The organism is Streptomyces sp. GC420 (assembly GCF_009916105.1).
In the GTDB taxonomy this organism is placed as follows: Bacteria; Actinomycetota; Actinomycetes; order Streptomycetales; family Streptomycetaceae; genus Streptomyces.
On the sequence record NZ_JAAAXQ010000209.1, the window covers coordinates 1 to 14,289 of the forward strand.

A 14,289-nucleotide genomic window follows, 5' to 3' on the forward strand; every position below is an offset into this window, starting at 1 on the left:
CCGCCCCCGTGCTCGCCCCGGTCCCTGCCCAGCTGCCGGCCGATCTGCCGGCCTTCGTCGGCCGGGAAGCCCTCCTGTCCGAGGCCGAGCGCCTGGTCACGGGCGGCGAGCCGGGAACGGCCGCTGTCGTGGTCGGTGCCGTGGCGGGCACGGCGGGCGTCGGCAAGACGGCCTTCGCGGTGCGCTGGGCCCACCGCGTGGCCCACCGCTTCCCCGACGGCCGGCTCTACCTCAATCTGCGGGGCTTCGACCCGGCCGGTCCGCCGGTCACGCCCGAACAGGCCCTGCGCACCGCCATGGAGGCTTTCGGCCTCGCCCCGCAGACCCTGCCGCAGGACGTGGACGCGCTGGCCGCGCGCTGGCGCACCCTGCTCTCCGGCCGCCGGGTGCTGCTCCTGCTCGACAACGCCCGGGACTCCCGGCAGGTGCGTCCGCTGCTGCCCGGCCGTCCCGGCTGCCTGGTGATCGTCACCAGCCGCAACCGGCTCACCGGGCTGGTGGCCGCGGACGGCGCGCACCCCTTCCACCTCGATGTGCTCTCTCCCGGGGAGTCCCGGGAGTTGCTGGAGCGCCGCGTCGGCGCCGGACGCGTGGCGGCGGAACCCGAGGCAGTGGAGGCGATCGTCGAGGAGTGCGCCCGGCTGCCGCTGGCCCTGTCCGTCGCGGCGGCCCGCGCGGTGGTCAGCCCCGGGTTCCCGCTGGCCGCCGTCGCCGAGGAACTGCGGGGCTGCCGGGACGGGACGGAAGGCCTGGACGCCTTCAGCGACACCGAGCCGGGCGGCGCCGCCGACATACGCGCGGTCTTCTCGTGGTCGTACCAGGCCCTCACCCCTGCCGCGGCCCGGCTGTTCCGGCTGCTGGCGGTCCACCCCGGGTCGTGCATCGCGCTGCCCGCCGCCGCGAGCCTGGCCGGCCTCCCCGCCGCCGGGACGCGGCGGCTCGTGGCCGAACTCGTCGGCGCCCATCTGCTGTACGAGCCCCTCCCCGGCCGCTTCACCACCCACGACCTGCTGCGCGCCTACGCCGGAGAGCTGGCGCGCGCCCTCGACACGCCGGCGGAGCGGGAGGCGGCGCGCCGCCGGATCCTGGACCACTACCTGCACAGCGCGCACAGCGCGGGGCAGGGGTACTCCGCCCACCGGCAGGCGATCGTCCTGCCGCCGCCCGTCCGGGACGTGAGACCGGAGGAGTTCGCCGACTGCGAGGAGGGCGGGGCCTGGTTCGCCGCGGAGCAGGCGGTGCTGGTGGCGGCCGTCGAACAGGCGGCGGCCCACGGGTTCGACCGCCACACCTGGCAGCTCGCCTGGGCCGTCGCGCACCATCTGGACCGCCGAGGGCTGTGGCACGACCTGGAGAGGACGCAGCGGACCGCCATGGACGCCGCCGTGCGTACGGGCGATCCGGTCGCCCGGGCTCACGCCCACCGCGGGCTGGGCAGGGCCGCCACGGAGCTGGGCCGGGTGGCGGAGGCCCGCGCGCACATGGAGCGGGCCACGGAGCTGTTCGCCGGGGTCGGCGACAGCACGGCCTGCGCGGAGAGCCACCGGCAGGCCAGCTGGGTGGCCGAGCGCCAGGGTGATCTGGCGGCGGCGCTCGGCCACGCGCGGCGGGCACTGGCCATTCACCGGGACAACGGTGACGCGGTGCGGCTGGCCGCGGCACTCAACGCCGTCGGCTGGTGCCACACCCTCCTGGGGCAGCACCGGGAGGCACTGGACCACTGCCAGGCGGCGCTGATGCTGCAGCAGAGGCACAAGCAGCCGTACGGGGAGGCGGACACCTGGGACAGCATCGGATACGCACATCACAGGCTCGGCCAGTACGGTGAGGCGGTCACCGCCTACCAGAACGCACTGGCCGCCTACCGGACGATCGATGTGGCGTACGGCGAGGCGGACACGCTCGGCCGGCTCGGCGACACCTACCTGAGCACCGGCCGCCCGGAGCGTGCCCGCGCCACGTGGACCGAGGCCCTGGCCATCCTCGAGCGGCTCGGCCACGCGGACGCCGGGTCCGTGCGCGCACGGCTCCGGAAACTCGGCCGGGACTGAGGACCCGCGAGCCACCCGCGCACTCTCCGCCGTGCGGGAGCCCGCCCGGGCGGGCCTCGGGCGCGGGCCTCGGGCGCGGCTCACCCGGCGCCGTACACGCGCTTCACGTGCGAGGCGTACGCGCGCGGACCGAGCGCGGGCATGATGAGGCGCGGAACCAGCGGAGCCGTCGACAGCATGAGCTTCACCACCTCCGGTTCGGCACGCGAGGCGAGCATGCCGAAGATGACGGGAAGCCTCGCCTTGGGCAGGCCGTTGATCGCGTGGTCACCCAGCTGGTGCCACTCCTTGTCCGTGACGTACTGGTCGACGATGCTCAGGATCTCCTTCTCCTCCACGGCCAGGTGCTCGGTCAGCAGACCGCCGAGGGAGGTCAGCCGGTCGGCGAGTTCGCTTCCCGTCGTCCGATCGGCGTCCTGCCGCCAGGTCGCGAGCAGGGCCGAGGTCTCTCGCAGTCGACGGTCGAGCGCCACGTGCTGTTCGTCCATCAGGGCCAGGGTCCCGGCGAGGGCGGCCGGGGCGCGCTCCGCCAGCTTCGGCCACAGCAACTCGTCCTCGCCCTTGTGGTGCAGGTGCAGGAAGGTCTCGATCAACTCGACGTGGTCGGCGACGACCTTCGCGCGGGCCGTGTCCCCCTGGGCGACGCCGAGCACGAGCCCGGGCATGCGTGCGTACTCCTCGCGGAAGCTCTCGTGCACGACCAGCATGTCGCGCACGTCCGCGCCGTTCTTCGGTGGCTGGGTCATGGTGTCCTTCGGATGGCTGGTGCTGTGGACGCTGCTCGGTGTGCCCCTGGGCGGGCGGGTACGGGTTCACGGGGGTGCACCGCCCGCCCGGGCGACGGGGCCGGAAGCTCCGATCGCTCCCGGAGCAGCCACCCGGTGCTACGGAACCGGCGTCGGCGGGGTTCTCAACCCGTCGGCCCGAGACCCAACCGTGACCATCACCGGTTGTCTCCCGAGTCCCGCTACCGGTGACCGCGAACCCGGTCCGCGTGACCACGAACCCGGTAAGGGCGATTCGAACCCGGTGAGGGCGACTCGAACCCGGTGAGGGCGACTCGAATCCGGTCCGCGCGACCGCGAGCCGGTCCGCCGACTCGAACCGGGTCCGGGGCAGCCGCGTGGTCAGGGGTGCGAGGGACCCGCAACGCCGGCACGGGACTGCGATGACTGACTGTCCATCAGATGACGATCGGGCGGCGATCACGGGCAGTGAGGATCGAAGGGCTCCGAACAGTCGAGGAAGAGACAGGTCGGCCGTCCCCATATGCGTACCGAGCCCCGCACCTCCGCGACCGCGCCACCCCACGGGGACCAGGACTTCGCGCGGGACATCTACCGCCTGCACGGCAAGGCGCTGCTGCGGTTCGCCCGGAGCCTCGTGATGGGCGACACGCACCTGGCCGAGGACATCGTTCAAGAGGCGGTCCTGCGAGCCTGGCGCCACTCCGACCGGCTCCGCGGAACCCCCGGGCTGACCCGGCCGTGGCTCTTCACCGTCGTGCGCCGTCTGGCGATCGACACTCACCGCACCCGGCGGACCCGGCCGACCGAGTGCCACGTGTCCGCGATGGAGTCCCACGTCGTCCCCGACTCCGGCGAGCGCACCCTGACCGCCCTCGTGCTGAAGGGCGCGCTGGCGACGCTGGCCCCCGCTCACCGCGAGATCATCGTGCACCGTTTCCTGCTCGATCTGAGCGTCAAGGAGACCGCGGCCGAGCTGGACATCCCCGCCGGCACCGTCAAGTCCCGCAGCAGCAAGGCGCTGCGCTCACTGAGCCGGGCACTGGCGTCCGACCGCTTCGCCGCCGCCCCTCCCGGACCGCCGGACGACCACCGGAGCACCGGCCGGGCGCCGATGGCTGCGAGGGCTGCGGAGGCAGTGGGAGTTGCGGAGGAGGCGAGGACTGCCAAGACGGCCCGGGGGTGACCGGTACGGAACGAGGGGCCGCCGGATCGTCGGCGGCCCCTCGGCCTTCGGTCGTACGCGTCCGGGATCAGTCGTCACCCTCGCGCTGGCCCAGCGTCAGCTCGACCGTCGACTCCTTGCCGTCCCGCTCGTAGGTGATCTCCACCTTGTCGCCCGGCTTGTAGGTCCAGATCTCGCTGATCAGCGTCGGGCCGCTGTCGATGGAGGTGTCGTTGAGCTTGGTGATGACGTCGCCGGGCCGCAGGCCGGCCTTGTCGGCGGGCCCGTTGGGAGTGACCGGCTCGGAGCCGCCCTGGCCCTCCTCGGAGATGGTCGCGCCGTCGGAGTCCTCCTCCATGGAGACGGAGACCCCGATGACCGGGTAGACCGGCTCACCGGTCTTGATCAGCTGCTCGGCGACGTTCTTCGCCTGGTTGACCGGGATGGCGAAGCCCAGGCCGATGGAGCCGGACTGGGAGGCGCCGGGGCTGCTGGTCGACTGGATCGCCGAGTTGATGCCGATGACGGCTCCGGTGGCATCGAGCAGCGGGCCGCCGGAGTTGCCGGGGTTGATGGAGGCGTCGGTCTGCAGGGCGCTCATGTAGGAGTTGCTGGAGCCCGTGCCGTCTCCCGAGGCGACGGGACGGTTCTTGGCACTGATGATGCCGGTGGTGACGGTGTTGGAGAGCCCGAAGGGCGCACCGATGGCGATCGTCGAGTCGCCCACCGCGACCTTGTCCGAGTCGCCCAGGGGCAGCGGGGCGAGGCCGGAGGCGTTCTTCAGCTGCAGGACCGCGACGTCGTAGCCCTCGGCACGGCCGACCACCTCGGCGTCGTACTCCTTGCCGTCGGAGAACGTCGCGGTCAGCTCGCCGCCGTCCGCCGCCGACGCGACCACGTGGTTGTTGGTGAGGATGTGACCCTGCTGGTCGTAGACGAAGCCGGTGCCTGTGCCGCCGTCGCCCTCGTCGCCCTTGGCCTCGATGGTGACGACACTGGGCAGCGCCTTCGCCGCGACGGCCGCGACCGTGCCGTCCGCGCGCTTGACGTCGCCGGGGCTGGTGCTGGAGCTGACGGTGGTCGACTCGGCGTCGTCGCCCCGGTCCGCGGCCCAGTAGCCGATGCCTCCGCCGATACCGCCCGCGAGCAGGGCCGCGGCGAGCACGGCGGCCACCAGGCCACCGGTGCGCCGCCCGCCGGGTGCTGAGCCCGGCCCCGACGGACCCGCCGGGCCGGGGACGGGGTCGCCCCAGGCATGGTCACCGCTGCCGCCGCCTCCGTGGCCCGGGGACGCGGGAGGAGGCGGCGGCCAGCCGCCGGACGCGGAGGAGGCCGGGGGCGGCGGCGTGGACGCCGGCTGCTCGTGGGCGGCAGCCGGCCGCTCGTGGGGGTGGTTCGAGGAATCCTCGGGCACGTTCGGCGGGAAGGGGGAGCCCGGGGCCTGCTCGCCGGCTGCGGGTGCAACCGGGGGCGGCCAGTCCGCCGACACCGGCGACGGACTCGGTGCGCTCTGCTGTGCTGCCGGCGCGGGCGCGGCTCCCGGCGCCGGGGGCGCGGCGGGCGCGGGCGGCGCGGTCGGGGCCGCCGGAACGGCGTATCCCTCGTTCTCGGTGCTCACAGCTCTTCTCTCCTCGGTCCACAGCAATCTTGGAACGCGTAAGTCGCGGCGCAGCTGTGCAAGTGTCTGCGGTCAGCTTTTCCCACTGGGCGTCAGGGCACCGTAAGGGGTAGCTGTGCGCCCGCCGGCATCATTTACTCCGTATGAGATGCCTGCATTATGCGCAATACGGTCACGTACTCGAAAATGACGCCGCGCGCGCGCCCGCCCGCCACCCGGTGGCACCATGACGCGGTGACCCACGCACGTCAGCACACCACCCAGGTCGTCGCCCACCGGGGAGCCTCGGAGGACGCCCCCGAACACACGCTCGCCGCCTACCGGAAGGCTATCGAGGACGGGGCGGACGCGCTGGAATGCGATGTACGGCTGACCGCCGACGGCCACCTGGTCTGCGTGCACGACCGCCGCGTCAACCGCACCTCGAACGGCCGCGGCGCCGTCTCGGCCCTGGAACTCGCCGATCTCGCCGCGCTGGACTTCGGCTCCTGGAAGGAGTGGAAGGCCGGGAAGGACACCAAGGACGCCACGGAAGCCCTCGACTGGGACCCCGACCACACCTCGGTCCTCACCCTCGAGCGGCTGCTCGAACTGGTCTCGGACGCCGGGCGCCGCGTCGAGCTCGCCATCGAGACCAAACATCCCACGCGCTGGGCCGGGCAGGTGGAGGAGCGGCTGCTGCTCCTGCTGAAACGCTTCGGCCTGGACGCCCCGCGCCCGGACGAGCCCTCGCAGGTACGGGTGATGAGCTTCTCGGCACGCTCGCTGCACCGTGTGCACGTGGCCGCACCCGCCATCCCCACCGTCTACCTGATGCAGTTCCTCACCCCGCGGCTGCGCGACGGACGGCTGCCCGCGGGCGTGGGCATCGCCGGGCCCGGCATCCGGATCCTGCGCGGCCATCCCGAGTACGTCGCGCGGCTGCACCGCGCCGGGCATGCGGTCCACGTGTGGACGGTGAACGAGCCGGCCGATGTCGAACTGTGCGCCCGGCTGGGAGTCGACGCGATCATCACCAACCGGCCGCGGCAGGTGCTGTCCCAGCTCGGGCGCCTGCCGCACTGAGAACGCCGGGCCACGGCCACTCGCCCGGCCCGGGAAACACGGGACGCAACGCCTTCAACAGTGACAGGGAGTGCACCGGCGCGTTCGCTCTGTGTTCGAGCGTCACGAGTGCGTCACCGGAGCATGGATGGCCGGTTTCCGGTCCAGGCCATTGGGGCATTCACACGGTGGCGTGGGGCGAAGGAGGTCTCGGGGGTGGCGTTGGTGGTGGCACAGGAGGTGCCCACGTCGTCGAGCATGGCCGTACCCCATGGCCCTGCGGGCGTGGGCCGGGCAAGACACAGGATGCGCGAAGAACTGCACGATAGTGGCGTGTCCGACGCGGTGATCGACGACGCCGTACTGATCCTCTCCGAGCTGCTCAGCAATTCCTGCCGGCACGGCAGACCGCTGGGCGACCGCGAAGCGGGGGACGGCGACATCCGGGCGGCCTGGCGGGTCGACACGGCGGGTCGGCTGACGGTCGAGGTCACGGACGGAGGCGGTCCCACCCGCCCTGTTCCGGCCACGCCCTCGGTCACCGCACGAGGAGGCCGCGGGCTGAACATCATCTCGGCCCTGGCCAAGGACTGGGGAGTCCGGGACAACCTGGCGTCCGGCGAGGTCACGGTGTGGGTCGTGGTGAACGAGGGACACCGGCACGAGGACTTCGCGGCACGCGTCGGGGTGCCGGGGCTCGACTTCGGGGACGCGTTCGACGACTTGGACTGACAGCACCGGACCGCCGCGGCGCCGGGGCCGCGGACAGAACGCCGACCTGGCGCACCGGACCGCCGCGGGGCCAAAGGGGTCAGGAGGACCGGACTCGGCACCGTGGGGACGTCGGCCGGCGACGACCGCGCCGCGTGATCGGGATGTGTCCCCGAACAGGCGGGACACTCCGTCGCGCAGGGCCGCGCAGGGCCGGGAAGATCGCTCACCACGCCGGCCGGGCGGACCGCACCCCGTGGACGGCAGGCAGAGGGCCGGGGACCGTACGGGTGCCGGGGGCCGTACGTGTCACGCATCACGTCCACCCGTCCCTCATACGGTCCGCGCACCCCTCGGCCGTACGTACGACGTATCCCCCGCTGATGCCGAGACCGCTCCCCGGGCGGCCCGGTGCGACTAGGCTCACGGCGGCAAGAAGGACCCCGCACATCAGCAAGCACACGTAGCCAGCACCGCCGCAATCGGGAGAAACCACGCCATGGCCAAGAAGCGCCCCCAGACCAGGGCAGGGAAGTCGCAGCTCAACAAGGGGGCCGGCGCCGCGGGCGCCGATGAGCAGGTGCCCGTCGTCGGGGCACGCGAGCCCTGCCCCTGCGGTTCCGGGCGCCGTTACAAGGCGTGCCACGGCCGCGCCGCCGCGCACGCGGTGACCGAGCTCGTGCGGCGTCCCTTCGAGGGGCTGCCCGGCGAGTGCGACTGGGTCGCCCTGCGCGAACTGGTGCCCGCCGCCACCGTGGAACTCGCCCTCAAGGACGGGCTTCCCGAGGGCGTGCCGTCCGTGACGCTCGCGACGGTGCTGCCCATGGCCTGGCCCGCGCTGCGCCGCGACGACGGTTCGGTGCTGCTGGGCCTGCAGAACGACACGCCGTCGGGCGACATCAGCCGTGATCTCGCGGACACCCTGCTCCGGGCGCTGAGCGCCGAACCCGGCAACCCTGTCTCCGCACGGCAGGCGCCGGCCGACGGCCCGAGGCTCCAGGACGTGCTCGACCCGAGCGGCGGTTTCGAGCCGGTCGTGCACTCCGGCTTCGAGTTCTGGATTCCGGACTCGGAGAACGCCGGCAAGGAGGTCGCCGCCTCGCTGGAGCGGGCCAATGCCGCCGCCATCCCCACCGTCAAACTGTCCGGGGTGGACGCGGCGTACTGGTGCGAGACGCCGGAGAAGAACCACCTGCGCTGGGTCATGCCGCACCCCGAGGAGAAGCTCCTCGACGCGCTCGCCCGACTGCACGCGGCCGGTACGTCCTCGCTTGGCGAAGGCACCCGGCTGGTCGGTTCCTTCCGGGCGCACGGCCTGGTGGTGCCGGTCTGGGACCTGCCCGGGGAGATCAAGGCGGACGACATCGAGAAGCCGGCCGCGGAGTTCGCCGAGCGGCTCACGGCGGCGCTCGCCTCGGAGGAGCCACTGAGCGCCGACGAACGCCGGGCACGCAGCGGGCTGACCAACCGTCAGGTCACTCTGAGCTGACCGCCGACCCGCGGTCGTCCGCGGCCGCCCGCGGCGGTGAGGCACGAGATGGCCGGTACCGGGTGAGTCCGGTCACAACTCCCCGTACCGGCCGGTCAATACATGTCCGAATACTCGAGATCGAATTTGCGAACAGCCGATCTCTTGTTACCGTTCTAGAAGCCCGGTCGCTGGTGCATCCCCCGTCGCCAGCGACCGGGCGCTTCCATGCCCGGAGCCACCGCGCGTTCCGGGGTATCGGCCAACTGGCCCCCGGGCCGGATGAGTTGGTTCCGGATCAAGGCCGCGGCGGGCCTGCGCCCGCACTGCCGTAGCCGTGCATGCCGGACTCCCCGCGCGTTCCGTACACAGCGCTCCACCGAATGCGGAATTGACGCAACGGCCCCGCGTCCGGGCATTCCCGCGCCGTGTCCGGGCCGTCTCACCGGAAAGCCACCACGCCGGACAGTCGTCTCACCGGAAAGCCATCACGCCGGGAAGCCATCACGCCGGGAAGCCGTTCACGGCCGCGCGTCCTGTGCACGCCGCGGCGCGAGTCCTGCCCCCGCCGGGCGGTTGACCGGTGCCGGGCAGCCGCCGGTGCCGTACGGGCCCTCGCCCGGAGCCGGTGCCGTACCGGGGCCGTTTTCCGCCGTGTCCGCGCCGGCGGACGCAAGAGCACTCCGGAGCCCGCCCCGCGGCCCGCGCGTCCCCACGCAGGCAATCCCCGCGGTCCCGATGTCATCGGCAACCCGTGCAGCCGCCAAGGGCGGGCAGGGGACCTGACGCCAACGCCCCGGACAGTCCGGCGGTGGGGCCCCGGATCAGTACGCCAGTCGGCTACCGCCGTCGGGTGCGCTGGTGCTCGCCTCGACAAGGGCGTCCACGACGGCCTCGACGTCGGGCAGCCAGGGGCTGGCCGACCCGGGCAGCGGCGCCCGTTCCCAGTAGGCCTGGCCGGTGCCGGCCACGGACGGGGGCAGCAGGATGTATCCGCCCTCGCCGTGGAATCGGAGGGAGCTCGGCACCCAGTCCTTGGCGTAGAGGAGCTCTCCGAGCCGCTCCAGGGAGTACGGGGCGACCAGCAGCGACCAGCGGGTGGGCGTGGCCACCACGGGGCCGAGCCGCATGCCCATCGCGTCGAGGTCCGCGAGCGCCCGCGCCCCGGCCTCGGCGGGAAGGCTGACCGCGCAGGGCGCGTGTCCTCCTGTGGCCAGGATGATCGGCGCGCCGGGCCGGTTGGACCACCACCAGCGCACCATGCGTTCGTCGGTGGTCGCTGCCAGCAGCCCCGGGTCGAAGGGGTGGGCGCCCGGCACGACGCACTCCGGATCGGGGCACGCGCAGTCGCGGCGGCCGCGCAGCAGCGCGGCAGCGCCACCGGGGCGGCCCGACCGCAGTCCGGCGCCCGGGAGCACGGGCCATTGCCAGTCGGTGGCGTAGGTCAGGGCCGCGCCGAGCTGGGCGGGCCGCTTTCCTCCCTTGGGCGTCTTCGCCGCGGGGAGACCCAGCCAGGACAGGAGCCTGCGTCGCCTTCCGAGGATCTCGCGCATCTGCGCTCGTTCCTTTCCGTTGAACGCCGAGGGCTGCACTCTCAAGGTCATCCAGGTCCAACTCAAGATCGAGCTCGAGACTCAACACCGCGTCTCAACACTTCATACGTATCAACACTGCATCGGCCTCGATACTGCACCGATCGGATGACGCGACCCCGTACGTCACAGAACCCGTACAAAGCCCGCATCGTTCGAGGTCATCACACTACGTGGATCTCGTATCACCGCACGTACCTGGCAGCGCATCACGTACTTGGCCGGGCGTGGAACGTGGCGAGGGGTGGCGCACCCATGGCGCTTTCTCCCGCTGGTGCCGCGTCGCGGCCCTCGCCTCTCGGGGATGGGGCACGGCCGTCACCGTCTAGGACGTCCGGGGCCCGCCACCGGGTTCCGGGCGATCCCAACTGCCCCTGGCCTTCTTACGAGTACGTACCCGTCACGCTCGGCATGACGCGCTGTGGAGCGCCCCCAGTCGACCTCAAATATCCGTTCCACGGTGCGGTTTTTGGCCAAGTTTGAATTCGCGCGGACACCAGCTGTTTCAGCAGGACAATGCTGGACATCACGTCACGAGTGCGTGTACATGTGGAGACATTGCTAGCGGCGCAGAACGACATGGGGGTTTGCGATGCTATCCAGCAATGCGCACCGGCCGGGAAGCCGGCAGCCATGAGCGCCCCGCACCTGCCGAAAGTGGCTGGAATCAATCCTGCGGTCCCCATCCCCGCTCACACTGTTGCGCCCCTTTCCGACGCTCTGCCGCCCGTTCCTGCGGCCCCCGATCCCGGGCCCGCCCCTTCCGCGCTGATCCAGGACCGGCTCGCCGGCTGGGTCTCGGACCTCACCACGCTGCACGAACTCACCGAACGCCTCGCCCGCACCGGCGACCTGGAGGGCTCCCTCGAGGAACTGCTGCGGGCCGGTGCGTCACTGGTCGGCGCCCGCCGCGGACTCGCCGTGCTCGAACCGGCGGACGGCCTCGGCCCCGCCACCACCATCGGACTGGGCCTGGGACGCGCCGACCTCGGCCACATCGAGACCGTGCCCCGCTCCGCCACCTCCTTCGGCCGGATCCTCGACGGCCTGCCCGAGGACCCGGCCGGCGGCTCCGGCGGTCCCCGCGAACACGCCGACCCCGATCTGCTCGGCGAGGAAGACCTCGACCCGCGCCACCGCGAGGTCGCCGCCCGCCTCGGCTTCGCCGCCAGCTACGCAGTGCCGCTGTCGACCGGCTCCTCGGTCCGGCTCGGCGCCGCCGTCTGGCTGTACGACGAGCCGGCCGAACCGCATGAGCGGCAGCGCCACCTCGCCGGCCTCTACATCCGGTACGCCACCGAGCACCTGGCCCGCGTCCTGGAACTGACCCGTACCCGCGCCGACATGGCCACCCTCACCGAGGAGTTGCTGCCGAGCCGGCTGCCCTGGATCCCCGGGGTGCAGATCGCCGCCCGGCACCGGGCCGGTCCGCGCGGCGGCGGCGACTGGTACGACGCCCTGCCCCTGCCCGAGGGCGCGCTCGGCCTCGCCGTCGGCTCCGTCAGCGGTTCGGGGCCCGGCGCGGTCGCCGCGATGGGCCGGCTGCGGGCCAGCCTGCGCGCGTACGCCGTGATGGAGGGGGAGGACCCGGTCGCCGTCCTGTCCGACCTGGAGCTGCTGCTGAGGCTGGCCGAGCCCGCCCGTTCGGCCACCGCCCTGTTCGCGTACTGCGAACCGGCGGCGGGAAAGCTGGTGCTGGCCGGTGCGGGCCACTGCCCGCCGCTGGTGACCGGCGAGCGCCGCACCGAGTTCGTCGAGACCTCGCTCTCCGCGCCGCTGGGCATGCTCGCCTGCTGGGAGGCGCCCAGCGTCGAGCTCGACGCGGAGCCCGGAGAGACGGTTCTGCTCTACACCGACGGTCTGCTGCACCGCACCGGCGACCGGATGGACCGTGCCCTGTCCCGGCTGCACGCGGCCACGGCGACGGCCCCCCGCGCGCTGCGCACGGACCCCTCGAGCCTGGTGGACCATGTGCTGCGCGTCATGCTGCCCGAGGGACTGGACGGGCCGGACGCCTCGGGCGGCGCGGAGGACGTGGTGCTGCTGGCGGCGCGCTTCGAGTGAGGCCGGCCACGTTCCGGCTCCCCCATACGATGGACAGTGGTCCAGTGTCGTAACGAGGAGGCAGACCGTGGCCGAGGAGCTCACGCCGGAGACCCCGGAAGAGCCGGAGCCGTCCGGGAACGAGCCCGTCAAGCAGCGGAAGAACGGCCTGTACCCGGGCGTCTCCGACGAGCTCGCCGAAAGCATGAGGTCCGGCTGGGCCGACACCGAGCTGCATGGTCTGGAGCCGATCGCCCAGGCCGGGCACACCGCCCGTCGCCGCGCCGAACTGTCGGCCCGCTTCCCCGGTGAGCGGCTGGTGATCCCGGCGGGCAACCTGAAGACCCGCTCCAACGACACCGAATACCCCTTCCGGGCCTCCACCGAGTACGTCTACCTCACCGGCGACCAGACCGAGAACGGCGTACTGGTCCTGGAGCCCACGGCCACCGGACACGACGCCACCGTCCACCTGCTGCCGCGCTCCGACCGCGAGAACGGCGAGTTCTGGCTCTCCGGCCAGGGCGAGCTGTGGGTCGGCCGTCGCCACTCCCTCGCCGAGGCGGAGCAGTTGCTCGGCATCCCCGCCAAGGACGTCCGCGAGCTCGCGGACGCGCTGGCAGAGGCCACCGGCCCCGTCCGCGTCGTACGGGGCCACGACGCCGGCATCGAGGCCGCGCTGACCGACAAGGTCACCCGCGAGCGCGACGAGGAGCTGCGCGTCTTCCTGTCCGAGGCCCGCCTCGTGAAGGACGAGTTCGAGATCGCCGAGCTGCAGAAGGCCTGCGACTCGACGGTGCGCGGCTTCGAGGACGTCGTGAAGGTCCTCGACAAGGCACGGGCGACGAGCGAGCGCTACGTCGAGGGCACCTTCTTCCTGCGCGCGCGGGTCGAGGGCAACGACGTGGGTTACGGCACGATCTGTGCCTCAGGACCGCACGCCTGTACCCTGCACTGGGTCCGCAACGACGGGCCGGTCCGCTCCGGCGACCTGCTGCTGCTCGACGCCGGCGTGGAGACGCGCGAGCTCTACACCGCCGATGTGACCAGGACCCTGCCCGTCAGCGGCCGGTACACCGGGATCCAGAAGAAGATCTACGACGCCGTGTACGAGGCGCAGGAGGCCGGTATCGCCGCGGTGCGGCCCGGCGCCAAGTACCGCGACTTCCATGACGCCGCGCAGCGCGTCCTCGCCGAGCGGCTCGTCGGCTGGGGCCTGCTCGAAGGCCCCGTGGACCGGGTGCTCGAACTCGGGCTCCAGCGCCGCTGGACCCTCCACGGCACCGGCCACATGCTCGGCCTCGACGTCCACGACTGCGCCGCCGCACGCACCGAGGCGTACGTCGACGGGACGCTGGAACCCGGCATGGTCCTCACCGTGGAGCCCGGCCTGTACTTCCAGGCGGACGACCTGACGGTGCCCGAGGAGTACCGCGGCATCGGCGTCCGCATCGAGGACGACATCCTCGTCACCGAGGACGGCAACAGGAACCTCTCCGCGGGCCTTCCGCGTCGCTCCGACGAGGTCGAGACGTGGATGGCGGCCCTCACGGGCTGACCGGACGCCGGGCGGGCCCGCGACGGACGGTGTGGGGAGCCCCCGGAGAACCGGGCTCCCCTCACGGCTGCCGGGGGACGGTTGCCAGGGGGCGCGGGTCAGGGGCGCAGATCAGAGCAGATCAGGGGCGCGGGTCAGGACACCTTCAGCAGGGCGTCCTCACGCCATTTCAGCACCTTGTCGAAGCTGACGACCGCGCCCCGGCCGGGCTTGTTGCTGAAGTCGGCGTGGTCGGTGAGCTCCTCGATCAGGCAGAGCCCGCGGCCGTTCTCCGCGTGCACCGAGGGCGGGAC

Annotated in this window: 10 protein-coding genes and 1 pseudogene; 7 read left to right on the top strand and 4 right to left on the bottom strand. The window is 72.6% G+C overall.

Translation table 11 applies throughout. The features are described from left to right. Positions 1–2,051: tetratricopeptide repeat protein (locus GUY61_RS23530; protein WP_166632226.1), on the top strand; the 2,051-nt coding region annotated here is incomplete at its 5' end. 80 nt (positions 2,052–2,131) lie between these two features. Here the strand turns inward: GUY61_RS23530 and GUY61_RS23535 are convergent. Further along, a complete protein-coding gene (locus tag GUY61_RS23535; RefSeq protein ID WP_166632227.1) occupies positions 2,132–2,797 on the bottom strand; it encodes a hemerythrin domain-containing protein in 666 nt (221 codons plus the stop codon). A 523-nt stretch (positions 2,798–3,320) separates the two neighbouring features. On the opposite strand from GUY61_RS23535, the gene GUY61_RS23540 reads away from it, so the two are divergent. After that, a complete protein-coding gene (locus GUY61_RS23540) occupies positions 3,321–3,983 on the top strand; it encodes a sigma-70 family RNA polymerase sigma factor (RefSeq protein ID WP_166632228.1) in 663 nt (220 codons plus the stop codon). Between the two features lie 67 nt (positions 3,984–4,050). Here the strand turns inward: GUY61_RS23540 and GUY61_RS23545 are convergent, their stop codons facing one another. After that, complete coding sequence (locus tag GUY61_RS23545; RefSeq protein ID WP_166632229.1) at positions 4,051–5,580, bottom strand: S1C family serine protease; 1,530 nt, start codon at positions 5,578–5,580, stop codon at positions 4,051–4,053. Positions 5,581–5,814: 234 nt separating this feature from the next. Here GUY61_RS23545 and GUY61_RS23550 point away from each other — a divergent pair, with 234 nt between their 5' ends. The 3 genes from GUY61_RS23550 (at position 5,815) to GUY61_RS23560 (ending at position 8,824) form a co-directional block, all read left to right on the top strand. Next, positions 5,815–6,645, top strand: a complete 831-nt coding sequence (locus GUY61_RS23550; protein WP_166632230.1) for a glycerophosphodiester phosphodiesterase family protein — start codon at positions 5,815–5,817, stop codon at positions 6,643–6,645. A gap of 108 nt (positions 6,646–6,753) precedes the next feature. Continuing rightward, positions 6,754–7,356, top strand: a complete 603-nt coding sequence (locus tag GUY61_RS23555; protein WP_166632231.1) for an ATP-binding protein — start codon at positions 6,754–6,756, stop codon at positions 7,354–7,356. Positions 7,357–7,834: 478 nt separating this feature from the next. Continuing rightward, positions 7,835–8,824, top strand: a complete 990-nt coding sequence (locus tag GUY61_RS23560) for a DUF5926 family protein (RefSeq protein ID WP_166632232.1) — start codon at positions 7,835–7,837, stop codon at positions 8,822–8,824. A gap of 803 nt (positions 8,825–9,627) precedes the next feature. On the opposite strand, the gene GUY61_RS23565 is transcribed toward GUY61_RS23560, so the two are convergent. Further along, positions 9,628–10,356 (bottom strand): bifunctional DNA primase/polymerase, encoded by a 729-nt coding sequence (locus tag GUY61_RS23565; protein WP_166632233.1) that lies wholly within the window; start codon positions 10,354–10,356, stop codon positions 9,628–9,630. 555 nt (positions 10,357–10,911) lie between these two features. Between GUY61_RS23565 and GUY61_RS23570 the strand changes: the two genes are divergently transcribed. Together GUY61_RS23570 and GUY61_RS23575 are read left to right on the top strand one after the other, a co-directional pair. Further along, positions 10,912–12,459: a PP2C family protein-serine/threonine phosphatase gene (locus GUY61_RS23570; RefSeq protein WP_166632234.1), complete on the top strand. Its 1,548-nt coding sequence runs from the start codon at positions 10,912–10,914 to the stop codon at positions 12,457–12,459. A 67-nt stretch (positions 12,460–12,526) separates the two neighbouring features. Then, positions 12,527–13,996 carry an aminopeptidase P family protein gene (locus GUY61_RS23575; protein WP_166632235.1) on the top strand — a complete coding sequence of 490 codons (1,470 nt, stop codon included), beginning with the start codon at positions 12,527–12,529 and terminating at the stop codon, positions 13,994–13,996. Positions 13,997–14,130: 134 nt separating this feature from the next. Here GUY61_RS23575 and GUY61_RS40390 read toward each other — a convergent pair. Then, a pseudogene (locus tag GUY61_RS40390) lies at positions 14,131–14,289 on the bottom strand (ATP-binding protein); the annotation flags it as partial.

Coding starts and splice junctions, on each gene's coding strand:
- GUY61_RS23565 (WP_166632233.1), bottom strand. CDS start 10,356: ATGCGCGAGATCCTCGGAAGGCGACGCAGGCTCCTGTCCTGGCTGGGT.
- GUY61_RS23570 (WP_166632234.1), top strand. CDS start 10,912: ATGCTGGACATCACGTCACGAGTGCGTGTACATGTGGAGACATTGCTA.
- GUY61_RS23560 (WP_166632232.1), top strand. CDS start 7,835: ATGGCCAAGAAGCGCCCCCAGACCAGGGCAGGGAAGTCGCAGCTCAAC.
- GUY61_RS23540 (WP_166632228.1), top strand. CDS start 3,321: ATGCGTACCGAGCCCCGCACCTCCGCGACCGCGCCACCCCACGGGGAC.
- GUY61_RS23535 (WP_166632227.1), bottom strand. CDS start 2,797: ATGACCCAGCCACCGAAGAACGGCGCGGACGTGCGCGACATGCTGGTC.